Origin of the sequence: Pseudomonas sp. A6 (genome assembly GCF_052367875.1) — a bacterium.
Lineage (GTDB): Bacteria > Pseudomonadota > Gammaproteobacteria > Pseudomonadales > Pseudomonadaceae > Pseudomonas > Pseudomonas citronellolis.
Window position 1 is genome coordinate 5,248,269 of sequence record NZ_CP198970.1, and the last position, 15,537, is coordinate 5,263,805.

Here is a 15,537-nt window from a genome sequence, read left to right on the forward strand (position 1 = left end):
TATCGGTGGGGGCGGCTCAGCCGGCGGCCCGCAGGTTGTTGTCCGGGGTGGCGGCCCTGGCGAAGTCGCCGCCTTGGGCTGCGACCTGTTCGCGGACCTTCTCGACGATGTAGGCGCCGATCGGGATGGCCGAGGTGGCGGCCGGCGACGGCGCGTTGCAGACGTTGACGCTGCGCCTGGTGTTGACGAAGAGGAAGTCGTCGATCAGCTTGCCGTCGCGCGACACCGCCTGGGCGCGCACGCCGGCCGGGTACTCGGTGAGGTCGCTCTTGACGATGCTCGGGCAGTACTTCTGCACTTCCTTGAGGTAGCCGCCCTTGAACAGCGAGTTCTTCATCTCGATCAGGCCCGGGCGCAGGTTCTTCGCCAGCACCTTGAGGATGCCCGGCGAGGTCAGCGTCTCGAACAGGTCGGAGAGGCTGACGTCGGTCTTGCGGTAACCCTCGCGCTTCATCGCCAGCACCGCGTTGGGGCCGACGGTGACGGTGCCGTCGATCATCCGCGTCAGGTGCACGCCGAGGAACGGCATGGACGGGTCGGGGATCGGGTAGATCAGGTGGTTGACGATCTGGTTGTGCTGCTTGGGCAGCAGGTAGTACTCGCCGCGGAACGGGCAGATGATGAACTGCGGCTCCAGGCCCAGCATGCGCACGATGCGGTCGGCCATCAGGCCCGAGCAGGTGACCAGGTAGCGGCCGCGGAATTCGTTGTCGGTGGTGCGCACCACCACTTCCTCGGCGCGCTCATCCAGCGCCGTCACCTCGGCGTTGTAGCGGATCTCGCCACCGGCGGCCTGGAACTCGCGGCCCATGGCGGCGGTGACTTCGGCGTAACTGACGATGCCGCTGGAGGGCACGAAGATGCCGCCCATGCCGACGATGTTCGGCTCGCGCTCGCGCAGCTCGCCGGCGCTCAGCCAATGGCGCTCCAGGCCGTTGGCCGCGGTGCGTTCCCAGAGCGCCCGCATGCGCTCCATCTCCAGCTCGTTGGTGGCCACCAGCAGCTTGCCGCATTCGTCATAGCGGATGCCGTGCTTGTCGCAGAAGGCCTTGGTGGCCTTGTTGCCGGCCAGGCAGAACTTCGCCTTGAGGCTGCCAGGGGTGTAGTAGACGCCGGCGTGGATCACGCCGCTGTTGTGCCCGGTCTGGTGGCGCGCCGGGCCGGCTTCCTTCTCCAGCAGGAGGATCTTCGCGTCCGGGTAGACCTGGGTGAGTTGCATCGCGGTGGACATGCCGACGATGCCGCCGCCGATGATGATGAAATCGTACACAGCCATTACCTCGCGCACTGGCTCAGCTGAAAAAGACCCACAGGAGCGGGCCGCCGGCGAAGACCGTGCGCGGACCTTCGCGGGCGAGCCCGCTCCTGTGGCAAGGGTGACGCTGTCGGAATTACTGGCCGCGCTGATACAGCGGCTTCTGGTAGGCGATGTAGCCGCGCTGGCGCATCAGCTCGCGGCGCAGGCCCTCGTGCGGGGTGAAGCGGTCGCGGCCGTGCAGCCAGAACAGGTTGTTGATCAGCAGGAAGCAGCCCTGGGGCACCGGCACCGAGAGCTTGGCCGGGCTGGTTTCCAGGGACTCGGACAGGGCGTTCAGCCAGATGCCTTCCTCGAAGTCCTTGGGCTGCACGAACTGGTCGATGTAGCGCATGGTCGGGCGACCTTCGGCGTCGCAGTCGAACACCGAATGGAACACGTCCTCGCTGACCTTCTTGCTCGGCGGCGCGGTCCAGCGCATTTCGCGGCGGGCCAGCGGGTGGCGGTAGAACTCGTCCAGCTCGTTCCAGTCGTCCAGGTGCAGCAGCAGCGAGTTGCCGCCCTCCATGTTCTTCTCTTCGATCTTCATCATCAGCACGTAGTCGGTGATCTGATTGACGAAGGTGCCGTCGTTGTGCAGCTCCATCACGCGGTGCGGCTGGCGCAGGTAGCTATCGGAGTTGTCGCTGTTGACCACCACGAAGCGGGCGTAGAACTGGCCGCTCATGGCGTCGTAGTTGGAACGGCCGATCAGGTGCGCGATGGCGGTGGAGAACTTCACCATGTCCTCGGCCTGGGCCACGTCGTCCAGGCCCTCGGGCTTGACCAGCATGCCGCCGGTGGCGCGGTCGAGGATGGTGTTCAGCAGCACCGGGCGCAGGGTGCCTTCGCACAGCTCGTCGAGGATCTGGGCGACGCGGAAGCGCAGGAACGACTTGTACTCCAGGGCCTGCACCGGCCACTGCGCTACCGCCTCGACGAAGGCCTTCACGGTTTCACGGGCGAAGGTCAGTTCCAGCAGGCGCGGCGACTGCGCCGAGGGCGCTACCGAGTAGCCGCGGGTCTCCAGCGGCAGGGGCATGGCGAGGTCCTGGATGGAGGTGAAGGCGTTCATGGCGGTGTCCTGGCAATGATGGGGTGGCGCCGTCCGGCAATGACCTGGATCAGGCGGGCAGGAGAAAAATATCGTCACAAACTAAAAATGTCTACATTTTTATTTTTCGACGACAAATAGGCGTCCTGTCTATTGTTTTTCGTCCATACGACATTTGGGTATGATCCAGCGCAAATCCCCACAGGAGCTGGATTTGGAAGCGATCGCCCCCCGTCAGAACTCGGCCGTCAGCGGTTACGAGTGGCTCAAGAAGGACATCATCCGCGGCGTCTTCAAACCCGGCGAAAAGCTGCTGATGAGCACCCTGAAGGAGCGCTACGACCTGGGCGTGGGCCCGCTGCGCGAGGCCCTGTCGCAACTGGTGGCGGAGCACCTGGTGGTGGCCATCAGCCAGAAGGGCTACCGCGTGGCGCCCATGTCGCTGGAAGAGATGCAGGACATCTACGATGCCCGCGCCAACCTGGAAGCGATGATCGTCGGCCTGGCCATCCAGCGCGGCGACGACGCCTGGGAAGCGCAGGTGCTGGCGCACTCGCACACCCTGGCCAAGGTGGTGGAGGTGAAGACCCGCGAGCAACGCCTGGACGTCTGGGACGAGCGGCACAAGGCCTTCCACACCGCCATCGCCCAGGGCTGCGGCTCCAAGCACCTGCTGCAGGCGCGCACCTACCTGTTCGACCAGGCCGAGCGCTACCGCCACCTGTGGCTGACGCACACGGTGTTCTCCGAACAGGCCCTGGAGCTCAAGCGCCAGGAGCACACCGCGCTGGTGGAGGCGATCCTCGCCCGGGATGCCGCCAAGGCCAGCGAGATGATGCGCAACCACCTGATGACGCCGGTGCCGATCATCGCGCAGATCATGCGCAACGGCGGCCTGGGCGAAGCCGCGCGCTGACGCCGGGCGTCGGCCGGCGCCACCCGCCGCGGCCGCAGCGCTAGACTGAAACGACGCCCCGCCGAGGGGCCGCCCGCCCCGGGCCGGCAATGACGCGCGAACCGCGGCTGCCGGCACGCGCCCGTCCCGGGCCGGCGCCTGCCCTGCCCCGCTGTTCGCCTCGCGTACGGAGAACCGGCACCTCCCGCCATCCACCCGGAGCCCCCCGCCGCCGCGCGGGCGCCCGACAGCGGAGGAGTTGCCATGGACGAAGCCAAACTCAACGACTTCATGGGCCGCCTGGTCGCCGACATGGGCGGCGCGGCCATGCTGGCGAACGTCATCCTCGGCGACGAACTGGGCCTGTACCGGGCCATGGCCGACAACCAGCCGGTAAGCCCGCAGGCCCTGGCCGAGCGCACCGGCTGCAACCCGCGGCTACTGCGCGAATGGCTCAGCGCCCAGGCCGCCGCCGGCTACCTGGAGCACGAAGGCGGCAACTTCCGCCTGCCCGAGGAACAGGCCATGGCCCTGGCCATCGAGGACTCGCCGGTGTACGTGGCCGGCGGCGCCGGCGTGCTGGCTTCGCTGTACCAAGACAAGGACAAGCTGCTGGCCGCCATGCGCGGCGACGGCGCCCTGCCCTGGGGCGACCACCACCCCTGCCTGTTCCGCGGCACCGAGCGTTTCTTCCGCCCCGGCTACCGCGCGCATCTTGTAGAGGAGTGGCTGCCGGCGCTGGACGACGTGGTGGCCAAGCTGCAGAACGGCGCGCGGGTGGCCGACATCGGCTGCGGCCACGGTGCTTCCACGGTGATCATGGCCCAGGCCTTCCCGGCCTCGCGCTTCGCCGGCTTCGACTACCACGCGCCCTCGGTGGAAACCGCCAGCCAGCGCGCCCGCGAGGCCGGCGTCGAAGACCGCGTGGCCTTCTCCCAGGCCAGCGCCAAGGACTACCTGGGCGAGTACGACCTGATCTGCTACTTCGACTGCCTGCACGACATGGGCGACCCGGTGGGCGCCGCCCGCCACGCCCTGCGCCACCTGGCGCCGGACGGCTCGGTGCTGCTGGTGGAGCCCTACGCCGGCGACCGCCTGGAAGACAACCTGACGCCCATCGGCAAGCTGTTCTACGCCGCCTCGACCTTCATCTGCACGCCCAACTCGCTGTCCCAGGAAGTGGGCCTGGGCCTGGGCGCCCAGGCGGGCGAGGCGCGGTTGCGCGCGGTGTTCGAAGAAGCCGGGTTCACCCGCTTCCGCCGGGCGGCGGAGACGCCGTTCAACCTGATCCTGGAGGCGCGGCCATGAGTGGTCGATCGTAGGAGCAACTGTCTTGCAGGCCGCGCCGGGCTGCTCTTCGTAGGAGCGAGCTTGCTCGCGAACAGATTCCGCTGCGGGGTTCCGTTCGCGAGCAAGCTCGCTCCTACGAGAAGCCGTGCCCGCCGGTACGTTCGGCTATCGCGGATAAGCCGTTCCCGGCACCGTGCCTCCTGTAGGAGCGGGCCCTGCCCGCGATTCGCGCGCAGGGCGCGCTCCTACAAAGGAGCAGCATGCACCTACGCAACTCAGGCGCGGAAATGGCTCGGCGGCTGGCCGCTCCAGCGCTGGAAGGCGTGGCGCAGGCTGGCGGTTTCGCTGAAGCCGAGTTCCTCGGCGATGCGGTAGATGGGCATGTCGCCGCCCTGCAGCAGTTCCTTGGCGCGGGCGAAGCGCAGTTCGTCGAGCAGTTGCTGGTAGCTGGTCTGCTGTTGCTGCAGGTGGCGGCGCAGGCTGCGCGAGGAGCAGTTCAGGCGCCGCGCCAGTTCCTCCAGGCCCGGCGGCGACTGCAGGCGCTCGCCGAGGATGCCGCGGACCTTGTCCAGCCAGGCGCGGCGGGCGGCCAGGTCGACGTTCTGCCGGCGGCACTGTTCGAGCATCTCGCGGTGGGTCACCGGGTCGGCCAGCGGCAGGCGGCGCTCCAGCCAGGCGGCGGGGAAGCCGAAGGCGCTGCGCGAGGCGCCGAAGCGCAGGCCGCAGGCGAAGCCTTCGGCGTAGGCGGCCTCGCGCTCAGGCGAGCCGGCATAGTCGAACTCCGCGCACAGCAGCTCCAGCGGCTGGCCCAGCAGGTCGCCGCAGGTGACCTTCATCGAGCCCAGGCACAGTTCGGTGTTGAACGGCCGCAGGGCCTCGTCCTCGCTGTAGCCGGTAGCCACCAGCCAGGCCACCTCGCCTTCGACCTGCAGAGACAGGTGGAAATAGGTGCCCAGCAGCACCGGGTAGCTCAGGCCGATGCGCAGCGCCTCGCCGAGGGTCGGCGCCGAAAGCAGCGCATAGCCCAGCAGGCCGTAGGCGGAAATCCGCGTGCGCAGGCCCAGGCGCAAGCCCAGGGCGGGTTCGGCGGCCAGGCGCTCGGCGTTGGCGAACACCTGCTGCTCCTGCCAGGGGCTGACCAGCCGGCGCAGGTCCACCAGGTCGGCGGCGGTGATACCGCTGCCTTCGAGGATGCCGTCTCGATCATGGCCTTCGGCTTCCAGCAGGGAAACCGTCAGGGTGGTCATGTGCAGGGAGTTGAGCCAGGTGTTGCGGGAGAAGCTGGTTCCGGTCATGTCTTGCCCATCGGTGCGCTGCGCCGTGCCCGCGATGTTACCGTCGCGGGCATGGGATTTGGCAAGGCAAAGGCGGCAATTGTAGGAGCGGGCCCTGCCCGCGATTCGCGCGCAGGGCGCGCTCCTACAGGGGAGCGCGATGGTTGGTGCAGCACAGCGGGCTCAACCGCGCGAAAGGAAGCGCATCCCCTCTTCCAGCCCGCGCAGGGTCAGCGGGTACATCTGGTCCTTCACCAGTTCGCGCACCAGGTTGGTGGAGGCGGTGTAGTTCCAGGTGTCCTTCGGGTACGGGTTGATCCAGATGAGCTTCTTGTACTTCTCCATGAAGCGCTGCATCCACACGTAGCCGGCTTCCTCGTTCCAGTGCTCGACGCTGCCGCCGGCCTGGGTGATCTCGTAGGGCGCCATGGCCGCGTCGCCGACGAACACCACCTTGTAGTCCGGCCCGTACTTGTGCAGCAGGTCGAAGGTGGCGGTGCGCTCGTTGCCGCGGCGCAGGTTGTTCTTCCACACCGACTCGTAGATGAAGTTGTGGAAGTAGAAATATTCCAGGTGCTTGAACTCGGTCTTGCAGGCCGAGAACAGCTCCTCGCAGACCTTCACGTGGGCGTCCATCGAGCCGCCGATGTCCAGCAGCAGCAGGAGCTTCACGGTGTTGCGCCGCTCCGGGCGCATCTGGATGTTGAGCAGCCCGGCGTCCTTGGCCGTGTGGTCGATGGTGCCGTCGATGTCCAGTTCTTCCGCCGCGCCCTCGCGGGCGAACTTGCGCAGGCGGCGCAGGGCGATCTTGATGTTGCGCGTGCCCAGCTCGACCTGGTCGTCGAGGTTCTTGTACTCGCGCTGGTCCCACACCTTGGCCGCCTTGCCCTGGCGCTTGCCGGCGTCGCCCACGCGGATGCCCTCGGGGTTGAAGCCGCCGGAGCCGAACGGGCTGGTGCCGCCGGTGCCGATCCACTTGTTGCCGCCGGCGTGGCGTTCCTTCTGCTCCTCAAGGCGTTTCTTGAACTCCTCGATGAGCTTGTCCAGCCCGCCCAGGGACTGGATCTGCGCGCGCTCCTCGTCGGTCAGCAGGCGCTCGAACTCCTTGCGCAGCCATTCCTCGGGAATCAGCGCCTTGAGGTGGTCGTCGAGCTTCTCCAGGCCCTTGAAGTAGGCGCCGAAGGCCCGGTCGAACTTATCGAAATGGCGCTCGTCCTTCACCATGATGGTGCGGGCGAGGTAGTAGAACTCGTCCATGTCGGCGAACACCACGCGGTGCTGGAGCGCGTTGATCAGGTCCAGCAGCTCGCGCACCGACACCGGCACCTTGGCCGCGCGCATTTCGTTGAACAGGTTGAGCAGCATGGCTGCATCCTCTCGTGAAGCACATGCCCTGTAGGAGCGAGCTTGCTCGCGAACGAGCCCCCGTAGCGGAGTCTGTTCGCGAGCAAGCTCGCTCCTACGAAGAGCCGGTCAAATTCAGCGTGAAGCGCGGCGGCTCATGAACGCCAGGCGCTCGAGCAGTTGCACGTCCTGCTCGTTCTTCACCAGGGCGCCGGCCAGCGGCGGGATGGCCTTGGTCGGGTCACGCTCGCGCAGCACCGCCTCGCCGATGTCGTCGGCCATCAGCAGCTTCAGCCAGTCGACCAGTTCGCTGGTGGAGGGCTTCTTCTTCAGGCCCGGCACCTTGCGCACGTCGAAGAAGATGTCCAGCGCCTCGCTGACCAGCGAGGCCTTGATGCCCGGATAGTGCACGTCGACGATCTTCTGCAGCGTCTCGCGGTCGGGGAACGCGATGTAGTGGAAGAAGCAGCGGCGCAGGAAGGCGTCCGGCAGCTCCTTCTCGTTGTTCGAGGTGATGATGATGATCGGCCGCTGCCTGGCCTTGATGGTCTCGTTGGTCTCGTAGACGTAGAACTCCATCTTGTCGAGTTCCTGCAGCAGGTCGTTGGGGAACTCGATGTCGGCCTTGTCGATCTCGTCGATCAGCAGGATGACGCGCTCGTCAGCCTCGAAGGCCTCCCAGAGCTTGCCCTTCTTGATGTAGTTGCGCACGTCGTGGACCTTGTCCACGCCCAGCTGCGAGTCGCGCAGGCGGCTCACCGCGTCGTACTCGTAGAGGCCCTGGTGGGCCTTGGTGGTGGACTTGATGTGCCAGGTGATCAGCTTGGCGCCGAAGGCTTCGGCCAGCTGCTCGGCGAGCATGGTCTTGCCGGTGCCCGGCTCGCCCTTCACCAGCAGCGGGCGCTGCAGGGTGATGGAGGCGTTGACCGCCAGCTTGAGGTCGTCGGTGGCGACGTAGGACTGGGTGCCTTCGAACTTCATCGGGGAATCCTCGAACGGTATCGGCCGGGCCTATGCCCGGGCTGTAGGAACTGGGAGACAGACTGCGACTATACCGCGCAGCTCCGTCGACTGTGAACGCAGGCATGGCATTCAGTCACTGAATGCGCAGCCACTCGTCCATTCGTCGAACGACGTCGACCGCGCACCACCCTCTCACCGACGCCGCTGCCCTGGAGCCGACCTTTCCGACGGTTTCGCAGCTTTACGGCCAGGGCGCCGGGGAATAGGCTGGTGGGTCAGCATCGATCCACAAGGACACCCATCATGAGCCGCATCTTCGCAGACAACGCGCAGTCCATCGGCAACACGCCGCTGGTCCAGATCAACCGCCTGGCCCCGCGCGGCGTCACCATCCTGGCCAAGATCGAGGGCCGCAACCCCGGCTACTCGGTGAAGTGCCGCATCGGCGCCAACATGATCTGGGATGCCGAGTCCAGCGGCCGCCTGAAGCCGGGCATGACCATCGTCGAGCCGACCTCGGGCAACACCGGCATCGGCCTGGCCTTCGTCGCCGCCGCGCGCGGCTACAAGCTGGTGCTGACCATGCCCGCCTCCATGAGCCTGGAGCGGCGCAAGGTGCTCAAGGCCCTCGGCGCCGAGCTGGTCCTCACCGAGCCGGCCAAGGGCATGAAGGGCGCCATCGCCAAGGCCGAGGAGCTGGTGGCCAGCGACCCGGCCCAGTACTTCATGCCGGCGCAGTTCGACAACCCGGCCAACCCGGCGATCCACGAGAAGACCACCGGCCCGGAAATCTGGAACGACACCGACGGCGCGGTGGACGTGCTGGTGGCCGGCGTCGGCACCGGCGGCACCCTCACCGGCGTGTCGCGCTTCATCAAGAACACCAAGGGCAAGCCGATCCTCTCGGTGGCCGTGGAGCCGACCAGCTCGCCGGTGATCAGCCAGACCCTCGCCGGCGAAGAGGTCAAGCCCTCGCCGCACAAGATCCAGGGCATCGGCGCCGGCTTCGTGCCGAAGAACCTCGACCTGGCCATGGTCGACCGCGTCGAGCTGGTCGGCGACGACGAGGCCCGCAGCATGGCCCTGCGCCTGATGCAGGAGGAAGGCGTGCTCTGCGGCATCTCCAGCGGCGCCGCCATGGTCGCCGCCGTGCGCCTGGCCGAGGAACCGGCGATGCAGGGCAAGACCATCGTGGTCATCCTGCCCGACTCGGCCGAGCGCTACCTGTCGAGCATGCTCTTCGAAGGCGTGTTCGAAGAACAGGAAATGGTGCAGTAAGCCCCCGCGCCGCCCCACTGCGGGGCGGCGCCCCGCGCGGCGGCCCTTTGCCACTGTCTGCGGACCCGCGGGCAACCGCGCCCCCTCCAAATCCTCCGGCAATCCGGTTATTCCTTGAGCAGCCGCGGCCCCACCCCGGCCGCGCCACTACCGTTTGCCGTCAGGAAACAACAATGAAAACGACCGCACCGCTGTCCAGTGCCCTAGCGCTTTCCCTCACCCTGGGCGTCGCCGCCGGCGCCCAGGCCGAGTCCCTGAAGATCTACAACTGGTCCGACTACATCGCCCCCGACACCGTCGCCAACTTCAGCAAGGAAACCGGCATCCAGACCACCTACGACGTCTACGACAGCAACGAGACGCTGGACGGCAAGCTGATGACCGGCAAGTCCGGCTACGACATCGTGGCGCCCTCCAACCACTTCATGGCCAAGCAGATCCAGGCCGGCGCGCTGAAGAAGCTGGACAAGAGCCAGCTGCCCAACTGGAAGAACCTCAACCCGGTGCTGATGAAGGCGCTGGAGGTCAACGACCCGGGCAACCAGTACGGCTTCCCCTACCTGTGGGGCACCACCGGCATCGGCTACAACCCGGCCAAGGTCAAGGAAGTGCTGGGCGCAGACGCACCGGTCGATTCCTGGGACCTGTTCTTCAAGCCCGAGTACATGCAGAAGCTGGCCAAGTGCGGCGTGGCGGTGCTGGACAACGGCCCCGAGCTGCTGCCCATCGCCCTGAACTACCTGGGCCTGCCGCACCACAGCCAGAACCCCGAGGACTACAAGAAGGCCGAGGAAGCGCTGCTCAAGGTGCGCCCGTACATCGCCTACTTCCACTCCTCGAAGTACGTCAGCGACCTGGCCAACGGCAACATCTGCGTGGCCGTCGGCTTCTCCGGCGACATCCTGCAGGCCGCCACCCGCGCCAAGGAAGCCAAGAACGGCATCGAGATCCACTACTCCACGCCCAAGGAAGGCTCGCCGCTGTGGTTCGACATGATCGCCATGCCGGCCGACGCGCCCGACGAGAAGGCCGCCTACGCCTTCATGAACTACCTGCTGCGCCCGGAGGTGATGGCCGGCATCAGCAACTACGTGCACTACGCCAACGGCAACCTGGCCTCCGAGCCGCTGGTGGACGCGGCGATCAAGGCCGACCCGGCGATCTACCCGCCGCAGGACAAGATGGCCAAGCTGTTCGCCCTGCAATCCATGCCGATGAAGATCGACCGCCTGCGCACGCGCATCTGGACCAACGTCAAGACCGGCAAGTAATCCCCCGCACGACGTACTGAACGAACGGGGGCGGCGACGCCCCCGCTTCCTGACCGGCCGGTCGGCCGTGTCGCTTTCGCCGCCCCCGGAGTCTGGCTAAGCTCGCTGCACATCCCATGAACGAGATGCGCCCCATGAGCCATGCCCAGATCGCGCAGACCATCCTCGACGGCTTCGACGTCTACCGCGAGCGCTTCAAGCAGATCACCGACGGCGCCCAGGCGCGCTTCGAGCAGGCGCAGTGGCAGGAGATCCAGCGGACCTCGGCCGAGCGCATCGACCTCTACGAGGAGAAGGTCGCCGAGACGGTGGCGCGGGTCGGCAGCAGGTTCAGCCCCGCGGAGTTGCTGGACGTGGAGCGCTGGCCGCTGATCAAGAGCGCCTACATCGCCCTGATCGATCCGCGCAACGACGACGAGCTGGCGGAAACCTGGTTCAACTCGATCTTCTGCGGCCTGTTCAGCCACGACAACATCAGCGACGGCACCATGTTCGTGCACACCACGCGGCCGTCGCTGCGGCCCCATGCGCGCGACCCGCATACCCGCGTCTACCGGCCCCGGGGCAACCTGCGCCAGGCGCTGCAGCAGATCTTCGCCGACTACCGCTTCCAGGTGCCCTACGAGGACGCCGAAGGCGACCTGGCGCGGCTGGACGCCCTGCTGCACAGCAACCTGCCGGACTGGGTGTGCAAGGACCCGGAGCTGGCCCTGGAGCTGATCGGCTCGGTGTTCTACCGCAACAAGGGCGCCTACCTGGTGGGTCGCCTGTTCACCCCCGACGAGCAGTGGCCGCTGGTGTTCCCGCTGATCCACCGCGAGGGCCGCGGCATCCGCTTCGACACCGTGATCACCGACGAGGCGGAGGTGTCGATCATCTTCTCCTTCACCCGCTCCTACTTCATGGTCGACGTGCCGGTGCCGGCGGAGCTGGTGGCCTTCCTCAAGCGCCTGCTGCCGGGCAAGCACATCGCCGAGCTGTACACCTCCATCGGCTTCTACAAGCAGGGCAAGAGCGAGTTCTACCGCGCGCTGATCAACCACCTGGCGAGCACCGACGACCGCTTCGTCATGGCCCCCGGGGTGCGCGGCATGGTGATGAGCGTGTTCACCCTGCCCGGCTTCAACACCGTGTTCAAGATCATCAAGGACAACTTCAACCCGGCCAAGACCGTGGACCATGCCACCGTGGTACAAAAATATCAGCTGGTGAAGAACCACGACCGCGTCGGCCGCCTGGCCGACACCCAGCAGTTCGCCGACTTCCGCTTCCCGGTGGCCAAGTTCGAGCCCGAGTGCCTGGCCGAACTGCTGCAGGTGGCGCCTTCCACCGTGGTGATGGAGGGCGACGTGGTGCTGATCCGCCATTGCTGGACCGAGCGCCGCATGACCCCGCTGAACCTCTACCTGGAGCACGCCACCGAGGCCCAGGTGCACGAGGCGCTGTACGACTACGGCCTGGCCATCAAGCAGCTGGCGGCGGCGAACATCTTCCCCGGCGACATGCTGCTGAAGAACTTCGGCGTCACCCGTCACGGCCGCGTGGTGTTCTACGACTACGACGAGATCAGCTACCTCACCGAGGTGAACTTCCGCCACATCCCGCCGCCGCGCTACGAGGAGGACGAGATGTCCTCCGAGCCCTGGTACTCGGTGGGGCCGATGGATGTGTTTCCCGAGGAGTTTCCGCGTTTCCTGTTCGTCGATCTGAAGCTGCGTCGGTTGTTCGCCAAGTTGCATGGCGATCTCTATGACGCGGATTACTGGAAGGGGCTGCAGGCGCAGATACGGGCGGGCAAAGTGATAGACGTGTTTCCTTATCGGCGTAATGAGTTGCCGGAGAAGGTGTTGGAGGAGTAGGAGCGAGCTTGCTCGCGAACCTTTATTCCGTGCTCCGATTCTCACCCCCGTCATTCCCGCGAACGCGGGAACCCAGCTGCCTTCTTGTTTGGGTGTGTTTGCGCCGCTTCGGCGTGCTCGGATGTTTTTTGTTTCGCCCCCTCGGGCGAGTCCCTTTTGTCAAACGCCACAAAAGGAACCAAAAAGGCTTGCCCCGCATACGGGCCCGACGGAGTCGGGCTACCCTCACGAATTCCCCCGCCACGGAGGCCCGCCCCGAGGGTACGTCCCTGTAGCCCGCGGGGCTCTCGCGACATCCATGTCGCATGACCTCCTGAGCGGGGGTTTCGCTCGGCCTTCTGAAGGGGCACTCCGGTGCGCGCGGATGTTCCTCTGGAAGTCCAAGAGCAAACGCGCTTTTGCTTTTGCTTTTGCTTTTCGTAGGAGCGAGCTTGCTCGCGAACCGCCCGTCACTGGTTTCCCGCGTTCGCGGGAATGACGGGGCGGGGTTAGGAGTATCAGGATGACTCAGGATTCTCCCCTCACTCAGGACAGCCCCCTCTCCCTTCAGGGAGAGGGCTGGGGAGAGGGAGCTCTTACCCCCAACACCGCAGCCACCGGTAACCACTGTTCGCGAGCAAGCTCGCTCCTACAAAAGCCGGAGCCCCCGCTCACCCCCGAAACGCCTGCCGATAGGCACTCGGCGACACCCCCAGTGCCACACTGAAATGCTGCCGCAACGAAGCCACCGAACCAAACCCCGCCAGCGCCGCCACCTCCGGGATCGGCTGTTCGGTGGACTCCAGCAGTCGCTGCGCCAGGGCCAGGCGTTCGCCGCGCAGCCAGTCGCCCAGGGTGCTGCCGGTGAGCTGGCGGAAGTGCCGGCTGAAGCTGCGCCGGCTCATCAGCGCGCGTTCAGCCAGGCTGTCCAGGTCGTGGGGCTGGTCGAGGCGTTCGCGTACCCAGTCGAGCAGGCCGGAGAGGCGGTTGTCCCGCGCCGTGGCCGGCAGCGGCTGTTCGATGAACTGGGCCTGGCCGCCCTGGCGGTGCGGCGCCACCACCAGGCGGCGGGCCTGCTGGTTGCTCAGGCCGGCGCCGCAGCGCTGGCGCAGCAGGTGCAGACAGCAGTCGATGCCGGCCACGGTGCCGGCGGAGGTGAGGATCGGGCCATCGTCGACGTAGAGCACGTCCGGCTCCACCCGCACCTGGGGATAACGCTGGGTGAAATAGTCTGCCCACAGCCAGTGGGTGGTGGCCCGGCGGCCATCGAGCAGACCAGCCTCGGCCAGGACGAAGGCGCCCAGGCACAGGCCCACCAGCTGCGCGCCGCGCGCATGCGCAGCCACCAGGGCGTCGAGCAGGGCCTGCGGCGGGCGCTCCGCCGGCTCGCGCCAGCTCGGCACTATCAGGGTATCGGCGGTTTCCAGCGCCTCCAGGCCGTGGCGCGTATCGATGACAAAACCGGCCGTGGTGCTCAGCGGCCCCGGCTCGGCAGCGCAGACCTGCAATTCGAAGCGCGTGCGCGAGCCGCCCGGGTCGCCCTCGCCGAACACCAGACAGGGCACCGAGAGGTGGAAGGGGCTGATCTGGTCGAAGGCCACCACGGCCACGCGATGGGTTTCCATGGACATCATCCGGGCAAGGCTTTGGCCCGATTCTAGCGAAAGCTGTCTTGCGGGCCACTCACGCCGACCGTCGGCCCCTGCGCAGAATAGCCCCATCCCCACTCCAGCGGAGACACCCAGCATGATCAACGCCCCGAAACGCGCCCTGATCGTCATCGACGTGCAGAACGAGTACTTCAGCGGCAACCTGCGCATCGAATACCCGCCGGTCGGCGACTCGCTGCCCAACATCCTGCGCGCCATGGACGCCGCCCACGCCGCCGGCATCCCGGTGGTGGTGGTGCGTCACCTGGCCCCGGCCGGCGCGCCCATCTTCGCCCCCGGCAGCCACGGCGTGGAACTGCACCCGCAGGTGGCCGAACGCCCCCGCGACCTGCTGCTGGACAAGAGCAAGGCCAGCGCCCTCAGCGGCACCGGGCTGGGCGACTGGCTGCGCGAGCGCGGCGTCGACACCCTGACGCTGGTCGGCTACATGACGCATAACTGCGACGACTCCACCGCCCGCCAGGCCGCCCACGAAGGCTGGCAGGTGGAATTCCTCGACGACGCCAGCGGCTCGCTGCCCTACGCCAACGCCGCGGGCGCGGCCACTGCCGAGGAAATCCACCGGGTGTTCAACGTGGTGCTGCATTCGTCGTTCGCCGCGGTGGCCAGCACCGCCGACTGGCTGGCGGCAGTGGCAAGCGGCAAGGCCCTGGAGCGCGACAACATCTACGCCTCCAACCAGCGCGCCATCAACGCCCGCGGTTAGGAAAACGGCGGATAACGTCGAACGTTATCCGCCCTACGCAAAGCTCACTCCTGGCGTAGGGCGTATAACCGCTCGCGGTTATACGCCGCCTGACCGCCCTCCCCGTCCCGCACGGAGTCCAACCGGCCCTCAGCTCCAATGCCGCCGCGCAACGTTGCGGTTGTCGCCCAACCCCGCCAGCGCGCCGACCGAAACGATCAGCAGCTCGACGATCCAGGCCAGCAGCAAACCGCCGCCCAGGGCCCAGCCGATGGCCTCCGGCGCCAGCACCACCTGGTAGCTGTAGCCGTCGAGGGTCTCCTGCAGCAGCTCGCGGTTCGGCGCGCTCAGCAGGTGCCAGGCGCGGGCGTACCAGGGGCCCTGCAGGGCCTGCCATTCGTTGTCGAACAGCTTGGCGCGGCGCAGCAGGCGTTCGACGTTGTCGCCATCGCGCTGGAACACCGGGTCCGGGCTGCCGCGGTAGTGCGCCACCAGGGCGTCGAGGTCACCCTGGAAGTACTGCCCGGCGGTGTTGCGGTAGCCCTCCAGGGCCTGCAGGGCTTCCTGGCGGTGGGCGTCGACGCGGATCGAATAGTCCTTGATGAAACCCGGCACCTGCACCCCGACCAGCAGGCCGAGGGCGAAAAGCACCAGGCGGATGTAGCTGCGCAACATGGGAGT

13 protein-coding genes are annotated in these 15,537 nt (G+C 67.0%); 6 read left to right on the forward strand and 7 right to left on the reverse strand.

The annotated features are described in order from the left end of the window. Positions 1-16: 16 nt before the first annotated feature. Together lhgO and glaH are read right to left on the reverse strand one after the other, a co-directional pair. Positions 17-1,270, reverse strand: coding sequence for an L-2-hydroxyglutarate oxidase (gene lhgO, locus ACTWJ5_RS22975; RefSeq protein WP_256512203.1), 1,254 nt, complete (start codon positions 1,268-1,270; stop codon positions 17-19). A gap of 121 nt (positions 1,271-1,391) precedes the next feature. Next, the gene (glaH, locus tag ACTWJ5_RS22980; RefSeq protein ID WP_256512204.1) at positions 1,392-2,369 is read right to left on the reverse strand and encodes a glutarate dioxygenase GlaH; all 978 of its coding nucleotides are present in this window, start codon (positions 2,367-2,369) and stop codon (positions 1,392-1,394) included. 193 nt (positions 2,370-2,562) lie between these two features. Between glaH and csiR the strand changes: the two genes are divergently transcribed. Both csiR and ACTWJ5_RS22990 read left to right on the forward strand, forming a co-directional pair. After that, complete coding sequence (gene csiR, locus ACTWJ5_RS22985) at positions 2,563-3,264, forward strand: DNA-binding transcriptional regulator CsiR (protein ID WP_444436628.1); 702 nt, start codon at positions 2,563-2,565, stop codon at positions 3,262-3,264. Positions 3,265-3,507: 243 nt separating this feature from the next. Then, entirely contained in the window at positions 3,508-4,551 is a 1,044-nt protein-coding gene (locus ACTWJ5_RS22990) for a class I SAM-dependent methyltransferase (protein WP_444436629.1), read from the forward strand. Between the two features lie 257 nt (positions 4,552-4,808). On the opposite strand, the gene ACTWJ5_RS22995 is transcribed toward ACTWJ5_RS22990, so the two are convergent. The 3 genes from ACTWJ5_RS22995 to ACTWJ5_RS23005 form a co-directional block, all read right to left on the reverse strand. Beyond that, on the reverse strand, positions 4,809-5,828 hold the full coding sequence (locus tag ACTWJ5_RS22995; RefSeq protein WP_444436630.1) for an AraC family transcriptional regulator: 1,020 nt from the start codon (positions 5,826-5,828) through the stop codon (positions 4,809-4,811). Between the two features lie 162 nt (positions 5,829-5,990). Continuing rightward, complete coding sequence (locus ACTWJ5_RS23000) at positions 5,991-7,172, reverse strand: vWA domain-containing protein (protein ID WP_116423542.1); 1,182 nt, start codon at positions 7,170-7,172, stop codon at positions 5,991-5,993. 114 nt (positions 7,173-7,286) lie between these two features. Further along, entirely contained in the window at positions 7,287-8,132 is an 846-nt protein-coding gene (locus ACTWJ5_RS23005) for an AAA family ATPase (protein ID WP_009623574.1), read from the reverse strand. A gap of 285 nt (positions 8,133-8,417) precedes the next feature. Between ACTWJ5_RS23005 and cysK the strand changes: the two genes are divergently transcribed. The 3 genes from cysK (at position 8,418) to aceK (ending at position 12,522) form a co-directional block, all read left to right on the forward strand. Then, positions 8,418-9,392, forward strand: coding sequence for a cysteine synthase A (gene cysK / locus ACTWJ5_RS23010; RefSeq protein WP_074977209.1), 975 nt, complete (start codon positions 8,418-8,420; stop codon positions 9,390-9,392). A 173-nt stretch (positions 9,393-9,565) separates the two neighbouring features. Further along, positions 9,566-10,663, forward strand: a complete 1,098-nt coding sequence (locus ACTWJ5_RS23015; protein ID WP_074977211.1) for a polyamine ABC transporter substrate-binding protein — start codon at positions 9,566-9,568, stop codon at positions 10,661-10,663. 125 nt (positions 10,664-10,788) lie between these two features. Next, a complete protein-coding gene (gene aceK / locus ACTWJ5_RS23020; RefSeq protein ID WP_436410240.1) occupies positions 10,789-12,522 on the forward strand; it encodes a bifunctional isocitrate dehydrogenase kinase/phosphatase in 1,734 nt (577 codons plus the stop codon). A 650-nt stretch (positions 12,523-13,172) separates the two neighbouring features. Here aceK and ACTWJ5_RS23025 read toward each other — a convergent pair. Continuing rightward, positions 13,173-14,126: a GlxA family transcriptional regulator gene (locus ACTWJ5_RS23025; RefSeq protein WP_444436631.1), complete on the reverse strand. Its 954-nt coding sequence runs from the start codon at positions 14,124-14,126 to the stop codon at positions 13,173-13,175. A gap of 121 nt (positions 14,127-14,247) precedes the next feature. Between ACTWJ5_RS23025 and ACTWJ5_RS23030 the strand changes: the two genes are divergently transcribed. Next, the gene (locus tag ACTWJ5_RS23030) at positions 14,248-14,877 is read left to right on the forward strand and encodes a cysteine hydrolase family protein (protein WP_444436632.1); all 630 of its coding nucleotides are present in this window, start codon (positions 14,248-14,250) and stop codon (positions 14,875-14,877) included. 129 nt (positions 14,878-15,006) lie between these two features. Here ACTWJ5_RS23030 and ACTWJ5_RS23035 read toward each other — a convergent pair whose 3' ends face one another. Next, entirely contained in the window at positions 15,007-15,531 is a 525-nt protein-coding gene (locus ACTWJ5_RS23035; protein WP_009623586.1) for a DUF2937 family protein, read from the reverse strand. Positions 15,532-15,537 lie beyond the last annotated feature (6 nt).